This is a genomic window from Neorhizobium sp. NCHU2750 (assembly GCF_003597675.1).
Lineage (GTDB): Bacteria > Pseudomonadota > Alphaproteobacteria > Rhizobiales > Rhizobiaceae > Neorhizobium.
On sequence record NZ_CP030827.1, the window covers coordinates 3831844 to 3854106 of the forward strand.

22 protein-coding genes and 1 tRNA gene are annotated in these 22263 nt (G+C 60.7%); 17 read left to right on the forward strand and 6 right to left on the reverse strand.

Going from position 1 to position 22263, the window contains the following annotated elements; translation table 11 throughout:
• The first annotated feature begins 244 nt into the window (after positions 1–244).
• The 7 genes from NCHU2750_RS18465 (at position 245) to NCHU2750_RS18495 (ending at position 9425) form a co-directional block, all read left to right on the forward strand.
• A complete protein-coding gene (locus NCHU2750_RS18465; RefSeq protein ID WP_119941963.1) occupies positions 245–1834 on the forward strand; it encodes an ABC transporter substrate-binding protein in 1590 nt (529 codons plus the stop codon).
• Positions 1835–1926: 92 nt separating this feature from the next.
• Positions 1927–2934, forward strand: coding sequence for an ABC transporter permease (locus NCHU2750_RS18470; protein ID WP_162939677.1), 1008 nt, complete (start codon positions 1927–1929; stop codon positions 2932–2934).
• Positions 2931–3758: an ABC transporter permease gene (locus NCHU2750_RS18475; protein ID WP_119941967.1), complete on the forward strand. Its 828-nt coding sequence runs from the start codon at positions 2931–2933 to the stop codon at positions 3756–3758. Before NCHU2750_RS18470 ends, NCHU2750_RS18475 begins: the two co-directional genes overlap by 4 nt.
• The gene (locus NCHU2750_RS18480) at positions 3751–5388 is read left to right on the forward strand and encodes an ABC transporter ATP-binding protein (RefSeq protein ID WP_119941969.1); all 1638 of its coding nucleotides are present in this window, start codon (positions 3751–3753) and stop codon (positions 5386–5388) included. Before NCHU2750_RS18475 ends, NCHU2750_RS18480 begins: the two co-directional genes overlap by 8 nt.
• 21 nt (positions 5389–5409) lie before the next feature.
• The gene (locus NCHU2750_RS18485; protein WP_502703803.1) at positions 5410–7416 is read left to right on the forward strand and encodes a CocE/NonD family hydrolase; all 2007 of its coding nucleotides are present in this window, start codon (positions 5410–5412) and stop codon (positions 7414–7416) included.
• 73 nt (positions 7417–7489) lie between these two features.
• Positions 7490–8188, forward strand: coding sequence for a peptide-methionine (S)-S-oxide reductase MsrA (msrA, locus tag NCHU2750_RS18490; RefSeq protein ID WP_119941971.1), 699 nt, complete (start codon positions 7490–7492; stop codon positions 8186–8188).
• 298 nt (positions 8189–8486) lie between these two features.
• Positions 8487–9425, forward strand: coding sequence for an IS110 family transposase (locus NCHU2750_RS18495; RefSeq protein ID WP_119939839.1), 939 nt, complete (start codon positions 8487–8489; stop codon positions 9423–9425).
• 14 nt (positions 9426–9439) lie between these two features.
• Here the strand turns inward: NCHU2750_RS18495 and NCHU2750_RS18500 are convergent, their stop codons facing one another.
• The 5 genes from NCHU2750_RS18500 to NCHU2750_RS18520 all read right to left on the reverse strand — a co-directional run bounded on the left by NCHU2750_RS18500 (position 9440) and on the right by NCHU2750_RS18520 (position 13553).
• Positions 9440–9850 carry an ACT domain-containing protein gene (locus NCHU2750_RS18500; protein WP_119941973.1) on the reverse strand — a complete coding sequence of 137 codons (411 nt, stop codon included), beginning with the start codon at positions 9848–9850 and terminating at the stop codon, positions 9440–9442.
• Positions 9847–10770 (reverse strand): alpha/beta hydrolase, encoded by a 924-nt coding sequence (locus NCHU2750_RS18505; protein WP_119941975.1) that lies wholly within the window; start codon positions 10768–10770, stop codon positions 9847–9849. Before NCHU2750_RS18505 ends, NCHU2750_RS18500 begins: the two co-directional genes overlap by 4 nt.
• 138 nt (positions 10771–10908) lie before the next feature.
• A complete protein-coding gene (locus NCHU2750_RS18510; RefSeq protein WP_205583866.1) occupies positions 10909–11580 on the reverse strand; it encodes a DUF6946 family protein in 672 nt (223 codons plus the stop codon).
• A gap of 441 nt (positions 11581–12021) precedes the next feature.
• Entirely contained in the window at positions 12022–13119 is a 1098-nt protein-coding gene (locus NCHU2750_RS18515; protein ID WP_119941979.1) for a Kelch repeat-containing protein, read from the reverse strand.
• Between the two features lie 344 nt (positions 13120–13463).
• Positions 13464–13553, reverse strand: a tRNA-Ser gene (locus tag NCHU2750_RS18520).
• Positions 13554–13870: 317 nt separating this feature from the next.
• Between NCHU2750_RS18520 and rplU the strand changes: the two genes are divergently transcribed.
• From rplU to NCHU2750_RS18540, 4 genes are all read left to right on the forward strand, one after another.
• Positions 13871–14182 carry a 50S ribosomal protein L21 gene (gene rplU, locus NCHU2750_RS18525; protein WP_119941981.1) on the forward strand — a complete coding sequence of 104 codons (312 nt, stop codon included), beginning with the start codon at positions 13871–13873 and terminating at the stop codon, positions 14180–14182.
• A 29-nt stretch (positions 14183–14211) separates the two neighbouring features.
• Positions 14212–14481 carry a 50S ribosomal protein L27 gene (gene rpmA / locus NCHU2750_RS18530; protein ID WP_119941983.1) on the forward strand — a complete coding sequence of 90 codons (270 nt, stop codon included), beginning with the start codon at positions 14212–14214 and terminating at the stop codon, positions 14479–14481.
• A 130-nt stretch (positions 14482–14611) separates the two neighbouring features.
• Positions 14612–15259 carry a GNAT family N-acetyltransferase gene (locus NCHU2750_RS18535; RefSeq protein ID WP_119941985.1) on the forward strand — a complete coding sequence of 216 codons (648 nt, stop codon included), beginning with the start codon at positions 14612–14614 and terminating at the stop codon, positions 15257–15259.
• Positions 15256–15843, forward strand: coding sequence for a GNAT family N-acetyltransferase (locus NCHU2750_RS18540; protein WP_119941987.1), 588 nt, complete (start codon positions 15256–15258; stop codon positions 15841–15843). The genes NCHU2750_RS18535 and NCHU2750_RS18540 overlap by 4 nt, the downstream gene beginning before the upstream one ends.
• A gap of 36 nt (positions 15844–15879) precedes the next feature.
• Here NCHU2750_RS18540 and NCHU2750_RS18545 read toward each other — a convergent pair whose 3' ends face one another.
• The gene (locus NCHU2750_RS18545) at positions 15880–16743 is read right to left on the reverse strand and encodes an endonuclease/exonuclease/phosphatase family protein (protein WP_119941989.1); all 864 of its coding nucleotides are present in this window, start codon (positions 16741–16743) and stop codon (positions 15880–15882) included.
• Between the two features lie 102 nt (positions 16744–16845).
• On the opposite strand from NCHU2750_RS18545, the gene obgE reads away from it, so the two are divergent.
• From obgE to rlmH, 6 genes are all read left to right on the forward strand, one after another.
• Positions 16846–17907, forward strand: a complete 1062-nt coding sequence (gene obgE, locus NCHU2750_RS18550; RefSeq protein WP_119941991.1) for a GTPase ObgE — start codon at positions 16846–16848, stop codon at positions 17905–17907.
• Entirely contained in the window at positions 17904–19088 is a 1185-nt protein-coding gene (gene proB / locus NCHU2750_RS18555; protein ID WP_119941993.1) for a glutamate 5-kinase, read from the forward strand. Before obgE ends, proB begins: the two co-directional genes overlap by 4 nt.
• Positions 19078–20358 (forward strand): glutamate-5-semialdehyde dehydrogenase, encoded by a 1281-nt coding sequence (locus tag NCHU2750_RS18560; RefSeq protein WP_119941995.1) that lies wholly within the window; start codon positions 19078–19080, stop codon positions 20356–20358. Before proB ends, NCHU2750_RS18560 begins: the two co-directional genes overlap by 11 nt.
• A gap of 49 nt (positions 20359–20407) precedes the next feature.
• A complete protein-coding gene (locus NCHU2750_RS18565; RefSeq protein WP_205583908.1) occupies positions 20408–21004 on the forward strand; it encodes a nicotinate-nucleotide adenylyltransferase in 597 nt (198 codons plus the stop codon).
• A gap of 132 nt (positions 21005–21136) precedes the next feature.
• A complete protein-coding gene (gene rsfS / locus NCHU2750_RS18570; protein ID WP_119941999.1) occupies positions 21137–21586 on the forward strand; it encodes a ribosome silencing factor in 450 nt (149 codons plus the stop codon).
• Positions 21587–21689: 103 nt separating this feature from the next.
• Positions 21690–22172 (forward strand): 23S rRNA (pseudouridine(1915)-N(3))-methyltransferase RlmH, encoded by a 483-nt coding sequence (rlmH, locus tag NCHU2750_RS18575; RefSeq protein WP_119942001.1) that lies wholly within the window; start codon positions 21690–21692, stop codon positions 22170–22172.
• Positions 22173–22263: the final 91 nt, after the last annotated feature.

Sequence of the window (22263 nt, forward strand, 5' to 3'; positions counted from 1 at the left end):
CGCGACACCGCGCCCTTACCATTCATCAAGCCTCAACGGGCCTTCGATCGCTAAGCAGAAATTCCCCGAGGCAAAAAGCTCCAGCAAGGAGTGGGGACTGCGCAAGAAAGGAAGTTATGTCGGCGGCAACCGAACCATTTCCCACGATCGACAGCATGAAACACCACCCGCCACGGAAGAGGAAACCGGGCTGGATGGTGCCACAAGAAGCAGATTTCTGCATCGGAAAAGAGGGAACCGGGAAATGAACGACTTCACCAAATATCTGGCCGGACGCGTGACGGCAGGTGGCATGAACCGCCGCGAATTCATGGGCCGCGCCATGGCCGCCGGCCTGACGCTGACGGCGGCAGGCGAGCTTTTCGCCACCAGCGCCGCAGCACAGACGCCCAAGAAGGGCGGCAACCTGAAGCTCGGCCTCGAAGGCGGTGCAGCAACCGACAGCATCGACCCCGCCAAGGCAACCTCGCAGGTCATGTTCGCCGCCGTACGCAGCTGGGGCGATACTCTGGTCGAAACCCACCCGCAGACCCGCGCGCCGATCCCGTCGCTGGCCGAATCCTGGGCACCGTCACCGGACGCCACGACCTGGACCTTCAAGATCCGCAAAGGCGTCAAGTTCCATGACGGCAAGGACATGACCACCGACGACGTGGTCGCCACCTTGAAGCGCCACAGCGACAGCAAGACCGAATCGGGTGCTGCCGGAGTGATGAAGTCGATCAAATCGATCGAGAACAAGGGCGGCGATCTGGTCGTCACCCTCGACACGCCGAATGCTGACCTGCCGGCGATCTTCACCGACTACCACCTCGTCATCCAGCCGAACGGCGGCGTCGACAATCCGACCGCAGGCGTCGGCACAGGGCCGTACAAGGTCAAGAGCTTCGAACCCGGCGTGCGAATGACCTTCGAGAAGAACACCAGCGACTGGCGTTCCGATCGCGGTTTCGTCGAGACCGTCGAAATCATCACCATGAACGACGCGACGGCGCGCATTGCCGCGCTGTCGTCCGGCCAAGTGCAGTTCATCAACCGCGTCGATCCGAAGACCGTGCCGCTTCTGACCCGCGCCCCGACCGTACAGCTGCTGACGACAGCCGGTGGCGGCCACTATGTCTTCATCATGCACTGTGACAAGGCACCGTTCGACAATAACGACCTGCGCATGGCACTGAAATATGCGATCGACCGCGAGGAAATGGTCAAGCGCATCCTTGGTGGCTACGGCAAGGTCGGCAACGACTTCCCGATCAACGACACCTATGCGCTCTTCCCCGAGGGCATCGAGCAGCGCAAATACGATCCGGACAAGGCAAAGTTCCACTACAAGAAATCCGGCCATAGCGGTTCCGTGCTGCTGCGCACCTCCGAAGTCGCCTTCCCGGGCGCCGTCGATGCCTCCGTCCTCTTCCAGCAGAGCGCCAAGAAGGCCGGCATCGAGATCGAGATCAAGCGCGAGCCGGGCGACGGCTACTGGTCGAACGTCTGGAACGTCCAGCCCTTCTGCGCTTCTTACTGGGGCAGCCGCGCCACTCAGGACCAGTTCTATTCGGGTGCCTATCTGTCGACTGCGGACTGGAACGATACGCGTTTCAAGAACGAGAAGTTCGACAAGCTCCTGATCTCCGCCCGCGGCGAACTGGACGAGAAGAAGCGCAAGGACATGTATCGCGAAATGGCGATGCTTGTGCGCGACGAAGGCGGCACCATCCTGCCGATGTTCAACGACTTCGTGAATGCCGGCTCCAAGAAGCTGCAGGGCTATGTCAGCGATATCGGCAACGACATGTCGAACGGCTACGTCGCAAGCCGCGTCTGGCTCGACGCCTGATCCCTGAAACGGGCTCTTGCCCACCGATGAACATGGATCGCAGGCAGAGCCTGCGATCCCATTCCTTCATGTCGGAAACGGGATCGCGCCAGATGTCAAATTCCACCGAGGCAGGCCAGCCGCCTGGCCGCAGCCTGAGGGAACGGTTTCCGCTCCTGACCCTCATCTTCGAGCGCTTCGCCCTGTCGATCGTTCTGCTTTTCGCCGTCTCCGTGCTGATCTTCGCCGGTGTCGAGGCCCTGCCCGGAGATTTCGCCACCACCTATCTCGGCCAGTCGGCAACGCCTGAGGCCGTCGCCAATATCCGCGCCGAGCTCGGCCTCGACCGCCCCGTCGTCACGCGCTATTTCGATTGGCTCGGCGGCGTCGTGCATGGCGATTTCGGCACTTCCTGGGCCAGCCGAAACTCGGTCTCCGAACAGGTCGGCAAACGGCTCGGAAACTCGCTGTTTCTTGCGGGCTTCGCTGCCATCATCGCCGTGCCGCTGGCCGTCGGGCTCGGCATGTTGTCGGTCCACTTCCGCGACCGGATGCCGGACAAGATCATCAACGTGATCTCGCTTGCCGCCATCTCGCTGCCGGAATTCTTCATCGGCTACCTGCTGATCCTCTATTTTTCCGTCAATTTCGGCATCGCCACCTTTCCCGCCACCGTCTACGAGGGCATGGGCTTCCTTGAACGCATCCAGACGATCGCGCTGCCGACGGCAACGCTGGTTCTCGTCGTACTCGCCCACATGATGCGCATGACCCGTGCGGCAATCCTTTCCGTCATGTCGTCTGCCTATATGGAAACGGCCGAACTGAAAGGGCTCTCCAGCTGGCGGGCGATCATCAAGCACGCTGCGCCGAATGCGCTGGCGCCGATCATCAATGTCGTGGCGCTGAACCTGGCCTATCTCGTCGTCGGCGTCGTCGTCGTCGAGGTCGTCTTCGTTTATCCTGGCATGGGCCAGTACATGGTCGATGCGGTGACGGTGCGCGATATGCCGGTCGTGCAGGCCTGCGGCCTGATCTTCGCCGCCGTCTATATCCTGCTCAACATGATTGCCGACATCCTCGCCATCGTCGCCAACCCACGCCTGAGGCACCCGCGATGAGAGTGCGAGACATTCCTATCACCGCCTGGATCGGCCTTTTCGGCATCGCGCTGGCGGCTTTTTGCGCCGTCTTCGCCCCGCTGATCGCGCCCTATGGCGAGACCGACGTGGTCGGCGGCGTCTGGCAGCTGGCCGACGGCCAGTTTTTCTTCGGGCTCGACAATCTCGGTCGCGACATTCTCTCCCGGCTGATCTACGGCGCTCGCACAACGCTGTTCGTTGCACTGGCCGCAACCGTCATCTCCTTTTCGCTCGGCATCATCCTGAGCTTCGTCGCCGCCGTCTCCGGCGGCCTGATCGACACGGTCTTTTCCCGCTTCAACGACCTGATGATGTCGATCCCGACGCTGATCTTTGCGCTCGTGGTTCTGGCGGTCCTGCCGCAGCACCTGCTGATCCTCATCCTCGTCATGGCGATCCTCGATTCCACCCGTGTCTATCGGCTTGGCCGCGCCGTGGCTCTCGATGTCGCGGTGATGGAATTCGTCGAGGCGGCAAAACTGCGCGGCGAGGGCAAGATCTGGATCATCTTCCGCGAGATCCTGCCCAACACCCTGTCTCCGCTGCTGGCTGAATTCGGCCTGCGCTTCGCCTTCGCCATCCTGTTTCTCTCCACCCTCTCCTTCCTTGGTCTCGGCATCCAGCCGCCAACGGCGGACTGGGGCGGCATGGTGAAGGACAACAAGGATGGTATCATATTCGGGGTCCCCGCCGCCCTGGTGCCAGGGACGGCGATCGCCGCTCTCTGTGTCAGCGTCAATCTGGTGGTCGACTGGCTCTTGAAACGAACCTCCAGCCTGAAGGGAGGGCGCGGCGATGCCTGACACCAATCTCCTCTCCGTCCGCGACCTCAAGATCGAAGCGACCAGCTATCCGCCGGGCGAGCCGCCGAAGCGCATCACCATCGTCGATGGCGTCTCCTTCGATCTCCAGAAGGGGAAGGTTCTCGGCCTGATCGGCGAATCGGGTGCCGGTAAATCGACGATCGGCCTCTCTGCGCTCGCCTATGGTCGCGGCGGGGCGGAAATTGCCGGCGGCGAGGTCAAGCTCGACGGAGCCGACATCCTGAAGCTCAGCAAGGGTGGCATCCGCAAGCTGCGCGGCGCCCGCATCTGCTATGTCGCCCAATCCGCCGCCGCGGCCTTCAACCCGGCCCACAGGCTGGGCGACCAGGTGATCGAGGCGACCGTCAAACATGGCCTGATGACGAAGCAGGAAGCGCGCAAGCGGGCGCTCTACCTCTTTCAGGTTCTCGGCCTGCCGAACCCGGAGAACTTCGGTGACCGCTTTCCGCATCAGGTCTCCGGCGGACAATTGCAGCGCGCCATGACGGCCATGGCACTCTGCTCCAATCCCGACCTCATCGTCTTCGATGAACCGACGACTGCACTCGACGTCACTACCCAGATCGATGTCCTGGCAGCCATCAAGCACGCGATCGAGGAAACCCATACGGCAGCCCTCTACATCACCCACGATCTCGCGGTGGTCGCGCAGATCTCCGATGACATCATGGTCCTCCGGCACGGCAAGACGGTGGAATACGGCTCGGTGCAGCAGATCATCGAGGCACCGAGGGAGGACTATACCCGCGCGCTCGTCAATGTCCGTCAGGCGGCCCGCGAGGAAGCACCGGACCAGTCGGCTGCGGTCTTGACGGTCGACAATGTCAGCGCGCAATATTCCAACGGGTTCAAGGTTCTGCACGGCGTATCGCTGCATCTGTGCAAGGGCCAGACGCTGGCAATCGTCGGGGAATCGGGCTCGGGAAAGTCGACGCTGGCGCGCGTCATCACCGGCCTCCTGCCGCCGAGCGAAGGCAGGATCACCTTTGACGGAAAGCCGCTCACGCCCGCATTGAGCAACCGCCCGCGCGACGACCTGCGCCGCATCCAGCTGATCTACCAGATGGCCGATACGGCGATGAACCCGCGCCAGACTGTGCGCGACATCATCGGCCGGCCGCTGACCTTCTATGACGGCTTGCGTGGCGCAGCAAAGACCGCGCGCGTGAAGGAATTGCTGGAGCAGATCGAGATGGGCAACGGCTTCATCGATCGTTATCCGGCTGAGCTGTCCGGCGGCCAGAAGCAGCGTGTGGCGATCGCCCGGGCTCTCGCGGCAAGACCGGAACTCATCCTCTGCGACGAGCCGACATCCGCGCTGGACCCGCTGGTGGCAGAAGGCATCCTGAAACTCCTGATGAAGCTGCAGGAGGAACAGCAGCTCTCCTATGTCTTCATCACCCACGACATCGCCATCGTGAAGGCGATCGCCGATTCCGTTGCCGTCATGCATCGCGGCAGACTGGTGCGCTTCGGCCCGAAATCACAGGCGCTGTCGCCGCCCTTCGACGACTATACCGACCTTCTCCTCAAGTCCGTGCCCGAAATGCAGCTCGGCTGGCTGGAGAAAGTGCTCGCCACACGGCGCATGGAAAGCGCCGGAAATTGAACAACAGATGTTGAAAGCAGAATGCGCATGGCAGACCGTTCCTTCACCGTCATCGAAAACCAATGGATCAGGCTGAAGGACGGGACCCGGCTCGCGGCCCGGATCTGGATGCCGGACGGCGCAGACGCCGATCCGGTGCCGGCCGTGTTCGAATTCCTGCCCTACCGAAAGCGCGATGGAACAAGCCCGCGCGACGAATCCACTTATCCGGTCTTTGCCGCGGCCGGCATTGCCGGCGTGCGTGTCGATATCCGCGGCTCGGGTGAATCCGACGGCGTGATCGATGGCGAATATACCGAGCTGGAACTGGCAAATGCCTGCGAGCTGATTGCATGGATTGCCGAACAGCCATGGTCCAATGGCTCCGTCGGCATGATGGGCATTTCGTGGGGCGGCTTCAACAGCCTGCAGGTGGCAGCGCTTAGTCCGCGGGCCTTGAAGGCGGTGATCTCGATCGCCTCGACCACCGACCGCTACAACGACGACATCCACTACAAGAACGGCTGCCACCTCTCCGCCCAGCTTTCCTGGGCGGCCACCATGCTCGCCTATCAATCCCGCTCGCCGGATCCGGAGATCGTCGGCGACCGCTGGCTCGACATGTGGATGGATCGGCTGGAAAACGAGCCTTTCTTCATGGAGGAATGGCTGTCTCATCAGCGTCGAGACGATTTCTGGAAACATGGTTCGGTCTGCGAAGATTACTCGGCTATCGAAATCCCGGTATTGGTCATCGCCGGCTGGGCGGACGGCTATCGCAACACGCCGTTTCTCGCCGCCGAAGGGCTGGGTGACAAGGCCAAGGCGCTGGTCGGCCCATGGATCCACAAATACCCGCATTTCGCCTGGCCGAAGCCGCGTGCCGATTTCCACGGCGAGGCGATCGCCTTCTGGAACCGCTGGCTGCGCGGAGAAGAAAACGGCATAGAAGATCTGCCGCAGGTTCGTGCCTACATTCTCGACGGCCCGAAACCGACCAGACGTCGCGATACCGATCCGGGCCTCTGGGTATCGAAATCACGCTGGAGCGAGCCGGAAGCCGAGACCTTCTATGTCGATCAGTTCGGAATACTGCTTGAAGGCATGCCGATCCCGCACGCGCCGACGCGCGAGATCTACCTGAAATCGCCGCTCGACACGGGCACCGCCGCTGGCGAATGGTTCACCCTGAAACCGGATGCGGAATTGCCCGGCGACCAGCGCGGCGACGATGCCGGCTCCCTGACGTTCCAGACGCCGCCGCTCGCGGAGGCGAAGACCTATCTCGGTCGCCCCGTCATAACCCTGACGCTCAGAGCCGATGCCGAGCTTGCCAATCTCTGCGCCCGCATCGTCGATATCCATCCCGACGGCACGGCGACCCGCGTCTCCTTCGGCGTCATTAATCTTGCCCACCGGAATAGCAACGAAACCCCGAAGCCGCTCGTACCCGGCGAACCGGTGACGATCCGGCTCGAACTCGATGCCTGCGGTTACCGCTTCGGCGAAGGTCACCGAATCCGGCTATCCTTGTCCACCGCCTACTGGCCAACCGTGTTGCCGCCGCCGGTCGATCCGGGTGTGACACTCGACATCGCCTCGCTCGGCCTCGCCATGCCGCTGCTCGGCGACCATGATACGTTCGAGATGAAGCAACCGGACAATCCCGATCCTCTGCCGAAATATATCGAGCACGCACCGGCCGAAACGCGCCGCAGCGTTACCCGCGATCTCGCCGCCAACCGGACGATCTATGAGGTTGCCGAGGATACCGGTCTGTTCGAACATCCGGGCACCGGCCTTGCCACCCGCCAGTTGAAGGGGGAGCAGTGGTCGATCGACATGGACGACCCACTGTCGATGACCGGTACGTCGACATGGACCTGTGACATGAAGCGGGCCCGCTGGTCCGTGCGGACCGTCTCGGTGGCGAAGATCGCCTGTACCTCCACGGACTGGCTGATCAGTGCGTCGATCAGGGCCTATGACGGTGACAGGCAGATCTTCGAAAGGAGCTTCGACAAGGCCATCCCGCGTGACCTCATGTAGGTGCTGCCACGCCGAAGTGAGTTGACCGTGACCTCGCCTAGGCACACATTTGGCGACAACCGGAGAAGTTGTCATGGGATCGACTGCCCGCGGATATCTGAAAGCGATACTGGCCATCATGCTCGCGGCTTCGCCGGCTATCGCAATAGCGGCAGAACCCGCCATAGCCATCCCGGCACCGGCCATGGACGAGCCGACCAAACTTGCCAGTGAAACCGCCGTTTTCGCCGGTGGCTGCTTCTGGGGCGTGCAGGGCGTGTTCCAGCATGTCAAAGGCGTGACCAACGCCGTTTCGGGCTATGCAGGTGGAACCGGGGAGACGGCGAATTACAAGACTGTCAGTGGTGGTAGCACCGGCCATGCGGAATCGGTCGAAGTCACCTTCAATCCGCAGGAAATCAGTTACGGCAGGCTGCTGCAGATCTTCTTTTCCGTCGCCCACAATCCGACGCAGCTGAACTATCAGGGGCCGGATCATGGGACGCAGTATCGCTCTGCCATCTTTGCCTCAAGCCAGAGCCAGGCAGATGTCGCCGCCGCCTATATAGCCCAGCTGGACAAGACAGGCCTGTTCCACACCCCGATCGTGACCAAGATCTCGACACTTCAAGGCTTTTATCCGGCGGAAAAATACCATCAGGATTTCCTCACCCTCAACCCGTCATACCCCTACATCGTCTATAACGACCTGCCGAAAATCGACAATCTGAAGGTCATGTTCCCGGCGGACTTCCGGGCAAATCCTGTTCTCGTCTCCAAGGCGAAGAGCTAAAACAGTTCCAGCAAAAGTGCGTAGCGGTTTTGCGTCCGGAACTGTTTCAAATCAGAGATAGAGAGATTTCGCGATTCGAAGAAAAGCGGAATTGCTTGTCTTATGACTATCTGCGCTTCTTGTGAGAAAAAGAAGCGCCGGAGAGGAGGGCCATCCTCTTCCGGCGATGGAGGATGGATCGAGAAATGCCTGGCCGTTTTGGGGCCGAGCTAGAGTGTGATCGCCTCCATCTTTTCCAATCGTCCTGAACGGATACCCGAGCTTTGGGCTCGGATGACAAGCATGGGAGACGGAAAAGATGAGTGAGATTACCATCGGGGCCGATATCTCGAAAGACCATATCGATCTCCATCGGTTGCCAGATGGTGACAGGATGCGCGTCACCAACGACCGCAAGGGATTTGCCGCGATCCTTGGCTGGATCGGCGACACGCCTGTCGCGCGTGTGGTCTATGAGCCGACCGGTGCCTACCACAAGCCTTTCGAACGCTTCATGCTCACCCGTGGCCTGCCACTTTCCAAGGTCAATCCGCGTCAGGCGCGACGGTTTGCCGAGGCAACTGGGAAGCTGGCCAAGACGGATCGCGCGGATGCCGCGATGCTGGCCCAATTCGGCATGGTACTGAACCCGCGTCTCTTATCCCCGTATGCCGTTTCTTTCGCTGAACTCAAGGAATTGCATGCTGCACGTCTGGCGTTGGTGAAGGACAGAACGGCTGCGAAGAACCGGGCCAAGAATATCACTCAGCCGCTCCTCAAAAGGCAGAACCTCGCCCGGCTGAAGCAGATCGAAGCGCAACTCGTCCAGGTCGAGCAGGTCATGACCGACCACATCGCAACGGACGAAAGCCTCAAGGTGCGCTTCGATATCCTTGTTTCCATACCTGGCCTGTCGAGGATCACAGCCTTTACACTTCTCATCGAAATGCCCGAGCTGGGCGAAATCGATGAAAAGGCAGCCGGCAAGCTATCGGGTCTTGCCCCAAACGACAGGCAGTCCGGAGGGTGGACCGGACGCGCCTTCATCGCTGGTGGAAGAGCCATCGTCAGGCAAGCCCTTTACATGCCGGCTCTTGTCGCTATCCGTTTCAACCCGGATCTTAAGGCCAAATACGACGCACTCAGGACAGCAGGAAAGCCGCCCAAAGTCGCAATCACCGCTATCATGCGAAAGCTGGTCGTCCTTGCAAACGCACTCCTGCGCAAACAGCAAATATGGACACCAAAACCGGCTTGATCAAAACGGATACTCTAGATTCCGGCAGCTTTGGAAAGCGACGTCAGAACCTCGACCGCGCGGGTTGCGTCACCTGCCGGGACAAGCACATGATCGTGGTAATAGGCCGCAACGACATTGGCGCTGATCCCCTCCTTCGTCAGCGCCGTGGCGATCGCGGCGGTCAGGCCGACGGCTTCCAGCGACGAATGAACATTCATCGTGATGCATCTGAGCGGGGCGCTGGTTGCAAGGTCTGAGGCGGCAGCCGTCTCGACAGGAAGAATGAGCGTCAGTCCTTCCGCCTCGAAGAACAGGCCGAGAGGTTTCAGATGCAGATAATCCTCCGGCCTGCCCGGCGGCACGCTTGCGTAAACGAACTCTCCCTCGATCAGAACCGGATCAAGCGTGGCGAGAAGCGTCGCAAGGTCCAGAACGCCGCTCATCGGTTGCCTCTCGCCATGGCGCCGATCGCTTGGCAAAGCGCCGCAAACCCAGCCCGCGCGCCGTCGCTCATATGGCGTGCCCGAAGCCAAGCATGCACCATCTGCGGTTCGTCACGAAATGTCGCCGCAACACCCGCCTGACGCAAACGTTCTGCATAGAGCCTGCCGTCATCCCGCAGCGGATCGAAATGCGCGACCGTGATATAGGCCTGCGGCAGGCCGGAAAGCTCTGCCGACTTGAGCGGATGGGCAACCGGCTCGTCCTCCGGCGCCTTCAGCACGGCACGGTAATAGGCGACGTCGGCAGTCGTCAGCCCCGGCGCATTGGCCATCTCGAGATAGGAGCCCGATACCAGATCGCCGCCCAAGGCCGGATAGATCAGCACCTGCCCCACGATGCCTGCAAGCCCCTCGTCGCGCGCCCGCAAGGTGAGCCCGGCCGCCAGATTGCCGCCGGCACTGTCACCGATCACCACGACCTGTCTGCCCTGACCCAAAAGCTGCTTCAGCACGCCAAAACAATCGTCCGTCTGGGCCGGCCAGAGATGTTCCGGCGCCAGCCGATAATCGACGGAAATCAGCTCCGCGGCAGCAAAATTGGCAATTTCTGCACAGATCGCATGATGGCTCTGCCGCGAGCCGACCACGAAGCCGCCGCCATGGAGATAGAGCAGGATTGTCCCAGTTTCGATTTTCGATGGTCGATAACGGCGGATGGGCGCAAACAGCAGCTCGTCGCTAAAGTCCATGCCCTCAGGCAGAGGCTGGTCGAAACGGGCGCAGAGCGCATCATACCATTGTCTTTGCTGCGCAATGGAAGCGTCCACCGCGTCATCCGGATAGAACCGGGCGCAGATATCGAGAAACTCCAGAATGCCGGCCTCTTGCGGCATCGGCGAGGATGAAGGCTTGGTATCCATGGCGTGATCACCGGTCGCGTATTGGCGATCAAGCTAGGCAAGATGCAGCCGTCACACAAGCCGGTCCGTAGCCGTCCGTGACCCTCTCGAGAACAAGGGATGCAATTTGCGCCGGATGAATGCATTTCATTCGAACCATCAGGCCGCCAGAAACGACATATCTCCGCTCGCCCAACCCAGGCGGAGCAGCATGCCATCGGGAAGCCGCACCTCTGCGGGCTGGTCGGGCATGACGGAACAGCCGAGCAGATGGACAAAGGCTGCAAAGTCCTGAAACCACATCCTGTCGGGCGAGAACGAATGAACGAACATTGCAGCCTCGTCCGTCTTGAAGCGTTTCGCCTCAATGATCGCCGAAGCCGTCCGGTGAAGAAGTTGATACCGGATCGTCGCCTCGGGGCGAACAGGAAGACCGAGCAGATCGCACAGATAGGTCATCCGGTTCAGCTTTCCCTGCGAGGCTTCTTTCATCCAATCGCCGATGGTTGGCCCGAACGGCTCGTTGACCTTGCCCTCGATCATGGAGGCACAGGTTAGATCGCCATGGCGTATCAACGCGAAGACATCGTTCTGGCTTTCCCGCCCGCCGCCGGGCAATGCAACCTTGTGCTCAGGGATGGCGATCAGCAGTTCGCTCTCATTGGGAAACATCCGGGCCACTTCCAGGGGAAGACCCTGGCTCATCTCCCAGCTATGGGCGAGCGTTCTGGCAGAATAGCCTGTTCGCCACTGCTTCTCCGGCTCTGCCAGAAATTGCTTCCAGGCCGACGGACCGGAACTTGGGATGTAGATCCTGTTTGCTTTTGCCAAGGTCGGCCCCTCGTAAATGTGCTGCGCACATGATTGGCCGGGATTTCAGCTTGCGACAAGGCCTGCCCGCATGCGCCGGATTTGGATCTATAACTTGAACGTCTTGACGACATTGCCGCGTTCGATTGAACGATTGGCAGTAACGCGCTCCAACTTTACCGTCTCCATCCTCCTGTTTTCAAGATGCTGCAGCATGGAAGCGAGCCGTTGGATCATCGACTGCGACGGTACCCAGCAGTCGCAAGCGATTTACAGCCTTGTCCGGCCGCAGTTTTCGCGACGGAAGATTAAACTTGAATAACGACATTCCGCAACCAATGTCGTTGCCGATCAGCAGCGGGTGCACCCGCTCGGACAAAACGGCGGCCCATCGCATCATCTTCGCCGGGATGGAGATCCGGAAAAGCCGAGACGACCCGGACACCGGATAACCGCGCAAAGTCAGGCCAGCGTGAACGCTTCATTGGTCGCTGCCTGCAGCGCACCGCCGGCCACCGGACCGCCCCCGACCGTGTAGATCATGTCGGCGATCACGGCGGCCCCTGGCCCGTGGCGAGGCGTTGGCATTCCGGCGTGCTGCTGCCATGTATCGGTTGCAGGATCATAGCTTTCCATCTGCCCGAAAACATGGGCCCACACGACCTTCTTGTTGATAACGAGGCTGGCCTCGCCTCCCATGGCAAAGAGCCGGTCGCGATAGACGACAAGGCCATGCGCCGAACGCGGTGTCGGCATTGGCGCTCTGGGTTCCCAACTGTCGGTGTCTGCGTGATAGGCGTGATGGAAATCGCTGTTGAACGATGAGAGGTTGAAGCGTCCCCCGATCGCGTGGAGATTGCCTTTGTAGGCAGCGACGCCCAGGTGATCACGTCCGCCCGGTATCGGCTGGAGCATGCTCCACTTGTCCGTTTTCGGATCGTAGGCTTCATGCCAGCTGATGCTGGTCCGCTCGCCATTCCACGACGTGGCACCTCCGACAAGATGGATCCTGCCGTTGACGACATCTGCAGCGCCTGCGCCCCTGCCGCGCAACAGCGGTGCAACCGTCGACCAGCGATCGAGCTGTGGATCGTAGACATAGACATCCGTGAAGGGATCGCGGTTGGCGCCGGCAAATCCGCCAAGTGCGTATAGGCGGCCGTCGAGGACGGTGACCGGCACATGATTGCCGCCGCGAGGCAGAGGAGCTCCTTTCATCCACTTGTCGTCGGCCGCGTCATAGATGAAGTGATCGCTCTTGCTCCCCCATCCGCCAACAATGTGAATCTTGCCATTAAGAGCCGCCCCGCCGCCCATTTCGGATTCCGGGGTCGGCAACGCCGCTCTGGAAAGCCATGTCCCGGCCGGCCCTTTGGGTGCAGAACTGTCGAAAACGCGCTCAGCCAGATCATCAGGCGAAAGCGTATCGGTCAGCGCGCCGCCCTTGTCGAACTGGCCATATGGCTTGGGCGAGGATGCGGCGCTGGACAGCGACTGCGCGAAACCGGGAGTGGCCGCCGCCATCGCCAGGCCGGAAAGTAAAAAGCGACGCCGGTTCATGAATGATCCTTCCCGATGATGAAACATGGCCCGGTCGGCGAGCAGTGACGCGCCGAATCTGGACTAAATTCGAGCTGATGGCCGATCAAATAAGGACACGATCAGGTGACCGGATCAGCACAGATGATCAGGACAGATAAAGCGCTCGACCATGGATGTTTTTCCGACGGAAGACTCAAGATGCCGCCCCTAGCGCCAATGTCGGCGGGCTGTTTCATACATGCAGCGAAGCGCTAGGCGGTCCATGTAATGGGCGAATCGCCGAAATCCTCGCACAACAAAATCTTCGCCGGTGCCCTAGGGACAAACGGTGACCTATGTCTTCGGTATGGATAGAATAGTTATGGCGGAGAGGGTGGGATTCGAACCCACGATACGGTTGCCCGTATGCCGCATTTCGAGTGCGGTGCTTTCGACCACTCAGCCACCTCTCCGCTTTGCTGGTCGGCGCATATGTTGCGCGGGCTGTCTCATAGCGGCGAAAAATGGGGCTGGCAAGGGGCGAAATGCAAGTCTTCATATCCTTTTACCTTGACAGTTTTTTGTCGCTCGCGTAAGCCCGCGTGCGTTCAGGTTGTGGAAATGCGTCCACGCTTGGCCGTTGCGGGGAAATCAGGTGTTTTCGCGCAATTTCACCGGCAGATCCGTTTTGAACGAGACCTCTCTTTCCTAACTCCCTGCTAAAGACCGACTGACAAAAAGACGGCCCTTCCCTTGGAAGAGAGCCGGAACGAACATGAAAGGATATAAAATGTTCGCAGTCATCAAGACCGGCGGTAAGCAGTACCGCGTGGCCGCCAACGACGTGCTGACCATCGAAAAGCTGGAAGCCGAAGCTGGTGCAGTAATCGAATTCAACGAAGTCCTGGTTGTCGGCGTAGGCGCCGATGCCAAGATCGGCGCTCCCTTCGTTTCGGGTGCATCGGTCAAGGCCGAAGTTGTCGAGCATAACCGTGGCAAGAAGGTTCTCTCCTTCAAGAAGCGTCGTCGCCAGAATTCCAAGCGTATTCGTGGCCATCGCCAGCATCACACGGTCGTCCGCATCACCGACATTCTCGGCTAATCAGGTTTCGAAGGTAAAGGAGAACTCCCATGGCACATAAAAAAGCTGGCGGTTCCTCGCGCAACGGTCGCGATTCTCAGTCCAAGCGCCTCGGCGTGAAGAAGTTCGGTGGCGAAACCGTCGTCGCCGGCAACATCATCGTGCGCCAGCGCGGCACGCAGTGGCATCCGGGCGCCAATGTCGGCCTCGGCACCGACCACACGATTTTTGCACTTACCGCCGGCAACGTGAACTTCCGTACGAAGGCCAATGGCCGCGTGTACGTATCCGTAATGCCGAAAGCGGAAGCAGCGGAATAAGCCGGTAGCGCTCTAAAACAGCCGGCGTCTCATCGACCCGGCTGAAGCGTAAGGTTCAGTCTGAAAGAAAAGGGGAGATGGGGCGCCACCCACCTCCCCTTTTTCTTTTAACCCTTGAGGAGACTGAACCATGCAAGTCGAATTGTTGAGGGCGAGCCAATCCCGGCCGCCAGAAGAACGGCTGCGGCCGGATCGGTCCGAGGACCGGTCGAGAAGCGAGTGCCCCGTCTTATTGTCGCCGAGACTGGTTCTCCGCGCCCCCCACAAAGAAGACATTGACGCACTTGCCCATCTCGCCAACAATGCCGCTATCGCGACCATGGTGTCGCGCATGCCGCATCCCTACACGGCGAAAGACGCAGCCGATTTCGTGCGACGCACGAATGCCGGCGAGATTGGCAAATGCGTCTATGCCATTACCCGAGGTAACGACGGCGCCTTTCTCGGTTGCTGCGCATTGGAGCCGCAGGAGGACGAGCGCACGCTCGAAATCGGCTATTGGCTCGGCGAACCTTACTGGAACAAGGGCTATGGCACCGAAGCCGCCCACGCATTGATCGACATGGCCTTTCGCACCAGAAGCGAAATCGACCAGATCGATGCGCGCTGCCGGGTTACCAATATCCCATCGAGGCGCGTCATCCAGAAATGCGGTTTCCAGTTTCAGGGCGCCGGCATGATCGATTGCCTTGCTGAAGGTGCCATGGTGCCGGTCGAATGGTTCCGCCTGGACCGCAAGACCTGGATATCCTTGAGAAGCTGGGGAGAACCGAGATGAACGCCGCAGTCGTCGAAAGAATAGTCGAGGGCTTGCTGTCGCCCGGCCCCTGCCCGGTCATCCGCTCGCAGAGACTGATCCTGCGTCCGCACCGGCTTGCCGATGCGGATGCGATCTCAGCCTCGCTTGCCGATTTCAAGGTGGCCCGCATGCTGGCGCGCGTACCGCAGCCTTACCATCGGGAGGATGCGCTGGACTGGCTGGTGCGCCAGACTTCCGGCCTTATCCCGGACTGGAACCTTGCGATCACCACCGGTGACGACATCCATATCGGTGTCGTCGGCATCGAGCTGCGTAAAGACGGCTGGCATCTCGGCTTCTGGCTGAACCGCTATTACTGGGATCGCGGCTACATGACGGAAGCGGTCGGCGCGGTTCTCGAACGCTTCTTCCGGCGCATGCCGGAAGCAGTCATCCGCTCCGGTGCCTTTGCCGACAATCTGGCTTCGCTCAACATCCAGAGAAAGCTCGGCTTCCGGATCACCGATGCGGGCGACATCTTTTCCGTGGCGCGCAACCGCATGGTGCCGCATATCGAAACCAGGCTTGACGCAGGCGACCTGACCCTGCCGCAGGTACGATGAAACCACGATCTCCCCCGGCCCCGGGGCCTGGGGAGATCACTCTATCTCCAGCCAGACCGGAAAGTGATCGGAGCCCAGAACCGCATTATCGACAGAGGCGGATCTGAGGCGCGGCACTAGACCGGCATTGATGAAACCATAGTCGAGATGCATCCTTACCGTCCCCTCGCCCGGAGGCTCTGCCCAGCTGTAGCTGTCGGCCGAGAGCGCGCCGACATGGTCAAGCGCATCGACGAACTGGTTGGCACGCAGCGATCTGCCGTAATAGCGGTCAGGTCGCCCGACAGCGGCAGTATATTCGTCCGAACCGGGCACCATGTTGAAATCGCCCATCACGACGAAATCCTCCGGCAGCGGCAGCTGGGGAAAGCCGCTTGCGGCAGGCGCCGTGAGCGCCCCGCCTTCCGCCGCGAAATTCAGCACCCGCTCCTTCAGATAGAGGATCTGGGCGATCCGCTCATCCGGCGAGACGTGATCCAGATGGACGGAATAAGCCCTGATCGGCCCCGATGGCGCATCGATCAACGCCTCGACGGCGCCGCGCTGCAGGTTGAGCTTGTCGAAGCTGCGGCTGCGCGGCAAGAGGAAATGGCGGGTGGACAGGATCGGCCAGCGCGACAGGATCATGTTACCGAACTGGAAGCGCCGCTCCATGCGTCGGCCATCGGTGATATCGCCACCGAGAAAAACGTCGCATGGCGCGGCAAAGACGGAAAAGTGATCCGGCAACAGCTCCGCAAAACGGCCGGCAAGATCGATGCCGCCATTATCGGGCGATCCTCGGGTAATCTCCTGAAGCGCGATGACATCTGCCTCGCGGATGATGTCGGCGATCCGTTCCGGATCGAACCGTCCATCCATGCCGATGCCGTATTGAACGTTATAGCTCACGAACTTCATGATAATCTTTGACCTCCAAGGCAACGAACGGTATCGAAACGCAAAAGAACGCGTCCAGAGATCCCTGATGACGTTGCGTAACACAAGACTGACGGCAGCAAGATGAAATTTCTCGACGAGGCAAAAGTCTATATTCGCTCCGGCGACGGCGGCGCGGGCGCAGTCTCGTTCCGGCGGGAAAAGTTCGTTGAATTCGGCGGGCCGGACGGCGGCGACGGCGGACGCGGTGGTGATGTCTGGGTCGAAGCGGTCAACGGCCTCAACACGCTGATCGATTTCCGCTTCCAGCAGCATTTCAAGGCCAAGATCGGCACCCACGGCATGGGCCGCAACCGCACCGGTGCCAACGGTGAGAGCGTGACACTGAAGGTTCCGGTCGGCACCCAGATCTTCGAGGAAGACAACGAGACCTTGATCATCGACATGATCAAGGAAGGCCAGAAGTTCCGGCTTGCCAAGGGCGGCAATGGCGGCTTCGGCAATACCCATTTCAAGTCGCCCACCAACCAGGCGCCGAACTGGGCGAACCCGGGTCTTGAAGGCGAGGAAAAGACCGTCTGGCTCAGGTTGAAGCTGATCGCTGATGCCGGTCTCGTCGGCCTGCCCAATGCCGGCAAGTCGACCTTCCTGGCATCCGTCACCCGCGCCCGACCGAAGATCGCCAACTATCCGTTCACCACGCTCCATCCCAATCTTGGTGTTGCGGCAATCGATGGGCGCGAGTTCGTTCTGGCGGACATTCCCGGTCTGATCGAAGGCGCTCATGAAGGCATCGGTCTTGGCGATCGCTTCCTCGGCCATGTGGAGCGCACCCGCGTTCTGCTGCACCTCGTGTCGTCGATGGAGGAAAAGGTCGGCCAGTCCTACAAGACGGTCAAGGCGGAGCTCGAAGCCTATGGCGGCGGCTTGACCGATAAGCAGGAAATCGTCGCGCTGTCGCAGATCGATATTCTCGACGAAAAGGAATTGAAGAAGAAGGCCAAGGAACTGGAAAAGGCCTGCGGCCAAACCCCGTTCCTGATTTCAGCCGTCACCGGCAAGGGTATGACCGAAGTGCTGCGCGCGCTGCGTGACGTCATCATCGAGGCAAGCGAAGGCGACGACACCGCCCTGCCCGACCGCTCGACAGCGGTCATCGATTTCGATGAGGACGGCGAGCTATGACCGGCTCCGCTAAGACCATTCGCAAGGCGCTTGGCAGCCACAAGCGCGTGGTCATCAAGATCGGCTCGGCCTTGCTGGTGGACCGCAAGACCGGGCTGAAATCAGCCTGGCTCGATTCCGTTTGCAGCGATATCGCCAGGCTCAAGGCCGGTGGCGCCGATGTTCTGGTCGTCTCTTCCGGCGCCATCGCGCTCGGCCGCACCGTACTCGACCTTCCTTCCGGCGCGCTGAAGCTCGAGGAAAGTCAGGCGGCAGCGGCCGTCGGCCAGATCGCGCTGGCCCGCGCCTGGTCGGAAAGCCTGTCGCGCGACGGGATCGTTGCCGGCCAGATCTTGCTCACGCTCGGCGACACGGAAGAACGGCGGCGTTATCTCAATGCCCGTGCCACGATCAACCAGCTGCTCGGCATCGGCGCGGTGCCGATCATCAATGAGAACGATACCGTCGCCACGTCGGAAATCCGTTATGGCGACAATGACCGCCTGGCAGCCCGCGTCGCCACCATGACCGGCGCGGATCTCCTGATCCTGCTTTCGGATATCGACGGACTTTATACGGCCCCTCCCCATCTCGATCCCGAGGCGAAATTCCTCGAGACGATCCCGGCGATCACGCCGGAGATCGAGGCGATGGCAGGAGGCGCTGCATCCGAACTGTCGCGTGGCGGCATGCGCACCAAGATCGATGCGGGCAAGATCGCGACCGGCGCCGGCTGCGGCATGATCATCGCATCGGGCAAGACCGACCATCCGCTGCAGGCAATCGAGCAGGGAACCCGTTCCTCCTGGTTTGCGCCTTCCGGCACGCCCGTCACCGCGCGCAAGACATGGATTGCCGGCCAGTTGCAGCCGGCTGGCGAGCTTCATATCGATGAAGGTGCCGAACGCGCGCTCGGCACCGGCAAGAGCCTGCTTCCTGCAGGCGTGCGCCGCATCGAAGGCCATTTCCACCGCGCCGATACGGTCGCCATCATCGGTATGGACGGGCGTGAGATCGCTCGCGGTCTGGTGAGCTACGACGCTGACGAGGCGCGCCAGATCATCGGCCGCAAATCAATCGAGATCGAGGAAATCCTCGGTCATGCCGGCCGTGCCGCCATGGTTCATCGCGACGACCTGGTCGTGACCGGTGGCACGAGACGCAAGACAGTCAGCAAGGAGGATATCGCCCATGCTGGATAAGGTTTCGACGACAGACGTCGCCACGATCATGGCCGAAATCGGCCGCAATGCGAAAGCAGCCGGCCGAAAGCTTGCCATCGCCTCGACCGCAGCGAAAAACAAGGCGCTCCTTGCCATGGCCGACGCGATCATCGCAGCCAGAGAAGAGATCCTCGCAGCCAATGCGAAGGACCTGAAGCAGGTCGAAGGCAAGGACCTGCTGCCCTCCTTCATCGATCGCCTGACGCTGACGGAAAAAAGCATTGCCGGCATGGCGGAGGCGCTGCGCGAGATTGCCGAATTCAAGGATCCGGTCGGCGAAGTGATCGCCGCCTGGGATCGGCCCAACGGTTTGAAGATCGAGCGTGTGCGCACGCCGCTCGGTGTGATCGGCGTGATCTACGAAAGCCGCCCCAACGTCACCGCTGATGCCGGCGCCCTGTGCCTCAAGGCCGGCAATGCCGTCATCCTGCGTGGCGGATCGGATGGCATGCATTCGTCGCAGGCGATCCACCAATGCCTGTTGACCGGCCTCAGGGCCGCAGGCCTTCCCGAACATGCGATCCAGATCGTCCCGACCGCCGATCGCGCCGCCGTCGGCGCCATGCTTTCCGGCCTTGATGGCGCAATCGACGTCATTGTGCCCCGTGGCGGCAAGAGCCTTGTCGCACGCGTACAGAACGAAGCCCGCGTTCCCGTCTTTGCCCATCTCGAAGGCCTCTGCCACGTTTATGTCGATGCTTCGGCAGATCTCGACATGGCAAGGAACATCATTGTGAATGCCAAGATGCGGCGCACCGGCGTCTGCGGCGCCGCCGAAACGCTGCTGATCGACAGGGCTGCTGCGGCCACTCATCTCGTTCCGCTGCTTGATGCTCTCAAGGCAGCCGGTTGCGAGATCCGCGGTTCGGCGGATGTCCTGCTTGCCTATACCATGGCCAAGCCGGCGACTGAGGAAGACTGGCGCACGGAATATCTCGATGCGGTGATCTCGGTTGCCATCGTCGACGGCATCGATGGCGCCATCCGCCATATCGACACCTATTCATCCAACCATACGGAAGCGGTCATCGCGGAAGACCCGGCAGTCGTTGCCCGCTTCTTCAACGAGATCGATTCGGCGATCTTGCTGCACAATGCCTCCACCCAGTTTGCCGATGGCGGCGAATTCGGCATGGGCGGCGAGATCGGCATTTCCACCGGCAAGATGCATGCCCGCGGTCCCGTCGGCGTGGAGCAGCTGACCTCGTTCAAATACCGCGTGCACGGCACCGGCCAGATACGCCCATAGAGACGCGGCCGACGTGGAGGAGCACAGGATCGACCGCCGTTACCTGACCATGCCGCATGTCGAGCGGGGCATGGCCATCGGCCTGTTTGGCGGATCCTTCAATCCGCCCCATGAGGGTCATGTTCTGGTCGCCGAAATCGCCCTGCGGCGCCTCGGTCTCGACCAGCTCTGGTGGATGGTGACGCCGGGCAATCCGCTGAAGAGCCGGGCCGAGCTCGCTCCGCTCTCCGAGCGGATCGCTTTGAGCGAGGATCTGAACCATGACCCGCGCATCAAGGTCACCGCTTTCGAGAAGACGCTCGGAGGCTCCTATACGGCCGATACGCTTGCCCACGTGAAATCCAGGAACCCCCAGGCGCATTTTGTCTGGATCATGGGAGCCGACAGCCTGCAGTCCTTCCATCTCTGGCAGAAATGGCGCGAGATCGTCTCGATGTTTCCGATTGCCGTTATCGACCGCCCGGGCGCAACGCTCTCGTTCCTCTCGTCCAAGATGGCGCGCACCTTCGATTATGCCCGCGTCGACGAAGACGATATCGGCACCTTGTGGAAGCGCAAGGCGCCCGCATGGACCTTCATTCACGGCCCTCGATCCACATTGAGCTCAACTGCTCTGAGGGCCGGCGGCAAGAAAAAGGCACCATGACGCTTGGCCGATAGTACATGGATAACGGTTTCGCGTATTGCGATCACCTTTCATTCTTCTCCCTTGAAAGATTAACCATTCGATGCCAACTTCAACGAAGCGGCCGACCATGATCGGATTCGCTGAAACTGGATGTTGCTGTTACCTGGTAAGAAAGGACAAACCCTGACAACAGTACACGCCAAGGGCAGGATGGCTTCCATTCTCCCGCAGAGTTCCGAACGTGGCGCCGATGCCGCTGCTCGTGCTCTCGAACTGATCCTCGGCAGCCTCGAGGATTCCAAGGCAGAAGATATCGTCACCATCAACATTGCCGGAAAATCGGCGCTGGGCGACTACATGGTTGTGGTCACCGGGCGATCGAGCCGCCATGTCGTGGCTATCTGCGACCATCTCGTGACCGACCTGAAGGACGAGGGCTTCGGAACGCCCCGCGTCGAAGGGCAGGAGAGCGGTGATTGGGTCCTGATCGACACCGGTGACGTGATCATCCACGTGTTCCGCCCCGAAATCCGCGAGTTCTACAACATCGAAAAGATGTGGGCGGCTCCGGAGATCGAAGAAGGACCGCTTCTGCATTGAGCGGTTTGGGCTTGGCCTGAACCGTCAAAAGCCGCTAAAGCGAAACCGACGCCTTGCGTCGGTGCAGTTGTGTTTGGCTGCTTGAATTCGGACGGATCAGGACATGCGTATAACCCTTTTTGCCGTGGGACGGCTGAAAGCCGGGCCCGAGAAGGATCTTGCGTCCCGTTATCTGGACCGCTTCGCAAAGGCCGGCCCAGCAATCGGCCTTGAACTGGCTAAACTCGTCGAGATACAGGAAAGCCGCGCCTCCAACGCCGAGACGCGCAAGCGTGAGGAAGCGGCAGCGCTTGAAAAGGCCCTGCCGGAGGGCGCTGTTCTGGTTCTTTTGGACGAGCGTGGCAAGGCGCTCGATAGCCAGGCCTTTTCCGATGTCGTCGGCCGTTATCGCGACAACGGCAAGCGGGATATGATGCTGGCGATCGGAGGCGCCGACGGGCTCGATCCGGATCTGCGCGCCAAAGCCGATCTCGTCCTCAATCTCGGCAGCATGACCTGGCCGCACCAGCTGGTGCGCATCCTTATTGCCGAGCAGCTTTACCGGGCCGTGACGATCCTTTCCGGCCATCCCTATCACCGCGTTTAACCTTTCGTTCAGGTGCAGATACCATGGTGCCCGAACACAATCTTGTTTGTGGCGCGACGGAGCAAATCACCCTAGTTTTTGCGACCTGTCA

What these genes read in the sequence shown, in the direction of transcription:
- rsfS (WP_119941999.1), top strand. Translation starts at nt 21,137, where the DNA reads ATGTTGCTGTTACCTGGTAAGAAAGGACAAACCCTGACAACAGTACAC.
- NCHU2750_RS18560 (WP_119941995.1), top strand. Translation starts at nt 19,078, where the DNA reads ATGCTGGATAAGGTTTCGACGACAGACGTCGCCACGATCATGGCCGAA.
- NCHU2750_RS18500 (WP_119941973.1), bottom strand. Translation starts at nt 9,850, where the DNA reads ATGAGCGGCGTTCTGGACCTTGCGACGCTTCTCGCCACGCTTGATCCG.
- NCHU2750_RS18485 (WP_502703803.1), top strand. Translation starts at nt 5,410, where the DNA reads ATGCGCATGGCAGACCGTTCCTTCACCGTCATCGAAAACCAATGGATC.
- NCHU2750_RS18545 (WP_119941989.1), bottom strand. Translation starts at nt 16,743, where the DNA reads ATGAAGTTCGTGAGCTATAACGTTCAATACGGCATCGGCATGGATGGA.
- NCHU2750_RS18465 (WP_119941963.1), top strand. Translation starts at nt 245, where the DNA reads ATGAACGACTTCACCAAATATCTGGCCGGACGCGTGACGGCAGGTGGC.
- proB (WP_119941993.1), top strand. Translation starts at nt 17,904, where the DNA reads ATGACCGGCTCCGCTAAGACCATTCGCAAGGCGCTTGGCAGCCACAAG.
- NCHU2750_RS18475 (WP_119941967.1), top strand. Translation starts at nt 2,931, where the DNA reads ATGAGAGTGCGAGACATTCCTATCACCGCCTGGATCGGCCTTTTCGGC.
- rplU (WP_119941981.1), top strand. Translation starts at nt 13,871, where the DNA reads ATGTTCGCAGTCATCAAGACCGGCGGTAAGCAGTACCGCGTGGCCGCC.
- NCHU2750_RS18495 (WP_119939839.1), top strand. Translation starts at nt 8,487, where the DNA reads ATGAGTGAGATTACCATCGGGGCCGATATCTCGAAAGACCATATCGAT.
- msrA (WP_119941971.1), top strand. Translation starts at nt 7,490, where the DNA reads ATGGGATCGACTGCCCGCGGATATCTGAAAGCGATACTGGCCATCATG.
- rpmA (WP_119941983.1), top strand. Translation starts at nt 14,212, where the DNA reads ATGGCACATAAAAAAGCTGGCGGTTCCTCGCGCAACGGTCGCGATTCT.
- NCHU2750_RS18480 (WP_119941969.1), top strand. Translation starts at nt 3,751, where the DNA reads ATGCCTGACACCAATCTCCTCTCCGTCCGCGACCTCAAGATCGAAGCG.
- obgE (WP_119941991.1), top strand. Translation starts at nt 16,846, where the DNA reads ATGAAATTTCTCGACGAGGCAAAAGTCTATATTCGCTCCGGCGACGGC.
- NCHU2750_RS18565 (WP_205583908.1), top strand. Translation starts at nt 20,408, where the DNA reads ATGCCGCATGTCGAGCGGGGCATGGCCATCGGCCTGTTTGGCGGATCC.
- NCHU2750_RS18470 (WP_162939677.1), top strand. Translation starts at nt 1,927, where the DNA reads ATGTCAAATTCCACCGAGGCAGGCCAGCCGCCTGGCCGCAGCCTGAGG.
- NCHU2750_RS18515 (WP_119941979.1), bottom strand. Translation starts at nt 13,119, where the DNA reads ATGAACCGGCGTCGCTTTTTACTTTCCGGCCTGGCGATGGCGGCGGCC.
- NCHU2750_RS18505 (WP_119941975.1), bottom strand. Translation starts at nt 10,770, where the DNA reads ATGGATACCAAGCCTTCATCCTCGCCGATGCCGCAAGAGGCCGGCATT.
- NCHU2750_RS18540 (WP_119941987.1), top strand. Translation starts at nt 15,256, where the DNA reads ATGAACGCCGCAGTCGTCGAAAGAATAGTCGAGGGCTTGCTGTCGCCC.
- NCHU2750_RS18535 (WP_119941985.1), top strand. Translation starts at nt 14,612, where the DNA reads ATGCAAGTCGAATTGTTGAGGGCGAGCCAATCCCGGCCGCCAGAAGAA.
- rlmH (WP_119942001.1), top strand. Translation starts at nt 21,690, where the DNA reads ATGCGTATAACCCTTTTTGCCGTGGGACGGCTGAAAGCCGGGCCCGAG.